This window comes from Desulfovibrio sp. (assembly GCF_047607245.1).
Lineage (GTDB): Bacteria > Desulfobacterota > Desulfovibrionia > Desulfovibrionales > Desulfovibrionaceae > Desulfovibrio.
In genome coordinates this window covers 1-3,627 of record NZ_JASGDK010000146.1, presented here as the reverse complement: position 1 = coordinate 3,627, position 3,627 = coordinate 1, and the positions used below count along the sequence as shown (strand labels likewise).

The 3,627-nt window shown below is 55.2% G+C and carries 5 protein-coding genes and 1 riboswitch; of the genes, 1 reads left to right on the top strand and 4 read right to left on the bottom strand.

Going from position 1 to position 3,627, the window contains the following annotated elements:
- A partial coding sequence (locus QM579_RS11480; RefSeq protein ID WP_414999281.1) for a hypothetical protein occupies positions 1-242 on the top strand: 242 nt, incomplete at its 5' end.
- Between the two features lie 320 nt (positions 243-562).
- Positions 563-652, bottom strand: a riboswitch (glycine riboswitch).
- A 250-nt stretch (positions 653-902) separates the two neighbouring features.
- On the opposite strand, the gene QM579_RS11475 is transcribed toward QM579_RS11480, so the two are convergent.
- The 4 genes from QM579_RS11475 to QM579_RS11460 all read right to left on the bottom strand — a co-directional run.
- On the bottom strand, positions 903-1,922 hold the full coding sequence (locus QM579_RS11475; protein WP_414999280.1) for a J domain-containing protein: 1,020 nt from the start codon (positions 1,920-1,922) through the stop codon (positions 903-905).
- A 3-nt stretch (positions 1,923-1,925) separates the two neighbouring features.
- Positions 1,926-2,375: a YkgJ family cysteine cluster protein gene (locus QM579_RS11470; RefSeq protein ID WP_414999279.1), complete on the bottom strand. Its 450-nt coding sequence runs from the start codon at positions 2,373-2,375 to the stop codon at positions 1,926-1,928.
- A gap of 4 nt (positions 2,376-2,379) precedes the next feature.
- A complete protein-coding gene (locus QM579_RS11465) occupies positions 2,380-2,811 on the bottom strand; it encodes a CoA-binding protein (RefSeq protein WP_414999278.1) in 432 nt (143 codons plus the stop codon).
- 119 nt (positions 2,812-2,930) lie between these two features.
- Positions 2,931-3,627: NAD-binding protein (locus tag QM579_RS11460; protein ID WP_414999277.1), on the bottom strand; the 697-nt coding region annotated here is incomplete at its 5' end.

Below are 3,627 nucleotides of genomic sequence, written 5' to 3'. Positions count from 1 at the left end.
TTTCGCTCATGATACGTCTCCCTGTTTGGGTGTTAGTGCACCGGGGTCTAATGCATAAGGCAGTTGTCACAGGCAGAAATCTGTTTGATCAGGCAAATGTTTCTGCACTACTTTTCAACGTCTCCTCCTTTTATTGGGCGTGTTATTATCTGGCGTTGACTCTTTCAGCACAGGCAACGTTACGCACAGCAAAGGACAAAGAAACTCCGCTGGCTGCGTCGCAAGACGGCCAGGAAGCCTGATGCAGGCAAAGGAAGTAATAAAGATCTTTAGCGCATGTTCCGCCAGTGAGGAGGAAATGCGCATCAAGCGGCAGCACCCAAGGCGATAAAGCCAGTGGCTGAAGAGGGCAGGACAAGAATGCAGAGGGAGCCAGGAATTATCGGTATAACTGGCCGCCCGCAGAACCAGCGGGCGCGATCCGACTTGTGGTCAGTGATGGGTATTGTAACTCAGAAGGGCCGCACACCAGGGCGGAGCCAATGAATAAAACAACGCCATGACAAGTCTTCTCGCTCATGAGGTTCAACTTCTGTCATTAGCGTGCGCCAACTTCAGAGTGCGTCCGACCGTGATCCTTTTGCCTGAGAGTTTCGATTGCTCTTGCCCCTTCGGCGTGCTGTCTAGCAGCAAGCTCTCTCACGGTCGTCATTCGCGGTGAGTAAATGCCTTTTAAAACATTTTACCTTTACAAGAAATTTAAACAGGCAATTGGGTCATGTCAAATGGTTTTTTTGATTGCTAATGGTTATAGATAAACTTTTAAAGTGCTGCAAAATGCTGCGCCAATGCAATGCCGCAACTGGTAGTATCATGCCAAATAGTATGGCGCAGGCAGCAAAATAAAGAAAAAGCCGGGCAGCGTGAGCCACCCGGCCAGATTTGGCGGAAATTGCAGTTTCTTACTCTGTGTACAATGTCAGATAAAGATCGCCCTGCCAAGGGCCAACACGTTTGCCCAGGCCGCGAAGCCGTACAGGCTTGCCCACGGTAAAATCTGGCGGCAGGGTTATTTCAACCGTCTTGAGTTCAGCCTGCAGGCCTTGGCGAATCTGAAGGCGCACCCGGCAACCCGGCAGCAGGTTGGTGGCGGGCAGGGTGAGGCTCTGTTCCTCATCAATCTGGCGGCGCAGCCAATCCTTGACGATGCCAGTGACGTTGCGCGTCATGTCGGAAGACCATTTGGAGGTACCCCAGGCCAGATTGTCCTTGTGCAGGGTGGTGTTTTTCTTTTCCCTCGGTGGCGGCTTGGGTTTTGCGCGGCTTTGCGGGGCAGATTCCGCAGTTTGCGGGCGGGGCTCCTGTTGCTGCGGCTTTTCTGTCTGCTGTTTGTTCAGTTCGCTATAAATATCTTCAAAAACGCGGCGGGCAAAGGGATCGTTGAGCAGATCGCGCAGTACGTCCTGTTCGGCATAGGCCGCGCCCGCTGCATCAGCACGGGCTCCTGCGCTGGCCTCGGCCTGCGCGCTGGCAGTGGCTTCGCTTTGAGCTGCCCGTTTTTTTTCAGAGTTCTCGCCCGCTGCAGCGTCAGCCTTTTTTCCTGCCTCTTCACCCTGCGTTTCTTTTGCCGCGCCGCCGCTGGTGGCTTGCTGAGACTGGCTTTCGGCCTGCTGGTCAGACCGGGCGTTTTCAGCGTCCTTTGCGTCCTTGTTTTCTTTTTTGGCCTTGTTCGCACCCTGTCGGGTATCAGCTCTTTTTTTAATCTCATCCTCATGCTTGAGGATGCCTGTAAGGGCGACATAGGCTTCGTTGAGCAGCTGAAACTCGCGGCTGGCTTCGGCGTTGCCGGGGTTCAGGTCCGGGTGCAGCTCAAAGGCACGCTTGCGGTAAGCCCTTTTGACTGCAGCAAGGTCTGCGTCTTTTTCCAGCTTGAGAACACTATAACATTCCCTGAGCGAGATCTGGCGGGTACGACGTCGCATGATTTATTTGAGGATCAGGGCGTTGGCTTCGCAGCTGCTGTCTTTGGCCAGCAGACCCTTTTGGCGCAGGTAGCTGCGTCCAGCCTGGGCAAAATCTGCATGGCGGGCTTCAGGGCTTATGCCGGGGCAGAATTCTTTGGCCATGGCCAGGCTTGCGGAATCTTCAATATTGCCGCGAAAAAATGGCCATGCCCGGCATATGGCAGGCTTGCCTTCGTGTACGCCGCAGCCTTGTCCCTGCTTGAAAAAAACACAGTATCCGTCATCACCGCTGCGGATTTTCAGTTTGTCTCCCACATGGTAGCAGTAGCGTTCAACAACCGTTTCCGGAGCATGGCCCAGATGAGCCGCCAGACGTGTGAGGTCGGTGGGGCTGACCACAATTCCGCCGCTGCCTTCGCAGCAATGACCGCACATGCGGCAGTTGAAAACCTTGTCTGATGCAGCAGGCATGAGCTTATCCTTGAGTCTTGGCAGCGTTGGGCAGCAGGTGGGCGTGGTCAACCATAATGCAGGCGTCTTCAATCACGGTGATGCCTGAGGGAAACAACAGAACGCGGGCTTCGGGCGACCGGATGCCCAGTTGCATCCAGAAAATCGAGGGCTGCCACGGCAAAGCCAGAACTTCGCGGGCGTGGTCCGGGCAGTATTGAGGCGCGCGAAAAAGATTCACAATGTCAACAGGGCAGGGCAGGGACGCCAGATCAGGGTAGGCCGTAAGCCCCCATACGGTTTTGCGCACAGGGTGTACCGGGTACACTTCGTAGCCCACGTCCATCAGATAGCGGCCCACACGGTCCACGGGCTGGCCGGGTTTGTCCTTGGCACCCACTATGGCGATGCGTCGTGCTTGCTCAAGCTGGCTGCGCAACTCTTTGTGATCCTGCATTATGGTCCTCAAAAAATAATGATGGCAGACCGTCCGGAGCTGCCACCCCAAAAGGGGTCCACTATGGTAGACGTCTACGGAAAAATGCGCAAGCTTTCCTGATAAAGAGAGGTGGCTTTTTAGGTTGCTGGCTGAAGATGCTCTCTCTCGCCTTCCTTGCCCTTTGTGGAAGCCCGCACAGGACCGGAAAAAAACGGCGTTACGGCAATCAGTTTGTCAGTTTTGCCAAAAAGATAGACAATGTCGCCATTCTCAAAAACCGCATCCGGCCCCGGCGATGCCTGGGTGATACCCTCGCGCAGTATGGCGATAACAGTCACAGCATGCTTTTTGCGCAATTCGCTCTGGGCAAGGCTTTGCCCACACAGGGGCGAGGCTGCCCCCAGGCGCACGGCCTGCACCCCCATATCCGGCAGGCGGTTTATTGTGCTGTCCAGAGTGTCTGTTGGAGAACTCATGCGGCGGATCATACGGTAGTTTTCCTGCCTGATGCGGGCTGCAAACGTATCAATATCCTGCCGGGGCACAAGGTACTGGCTGAGAACTCTGGTAAAAATTTCGATGGAAGTTTCAAATTCCTCGGCAATAACTTCGTCCGCTCCCAATTGGCGCAGGGCCGCCACTTCGGACACAAAGCGCGTGCGCGCGATAATGTGGAGGTTGGGGTTGAAGCGGCGGGCTTCAATGGTAATGGCCCGCACAGCCGAAGGGTCGGAAATGACGATCACCAGCACGCGTGCCTTGGTAACGCCAAGGTGCTCCAGCACCACAGGCTGTGAAGCGTCGCCGTGGGCAATGGGTTCTTTATGGCGGTAG

Coding starts and splice junctions, on each gene's coding strand:
- QM579_RS11470 (WP_414999279.1), bottom strand. CDS start 2,375: ATGCCTGCTGCATCAGACAAGGTTTTCAACTGCCGCATGTGCGGTCAT.
- QM579_RS11475 (WP_414999280.1), bottom strand. CDS start 1,922: ATGCGACGTCGTACCCGCCAGATCTCGCTCAGGGAATGTTATAGTGTT.
- QM579_RS11465 (WP_414999278.1), bottom strand. CDS start 2,811: ATGCAGGATCACAAAGAGTTGCGCAGCCAGCTTGAGCAAGCACGACGC.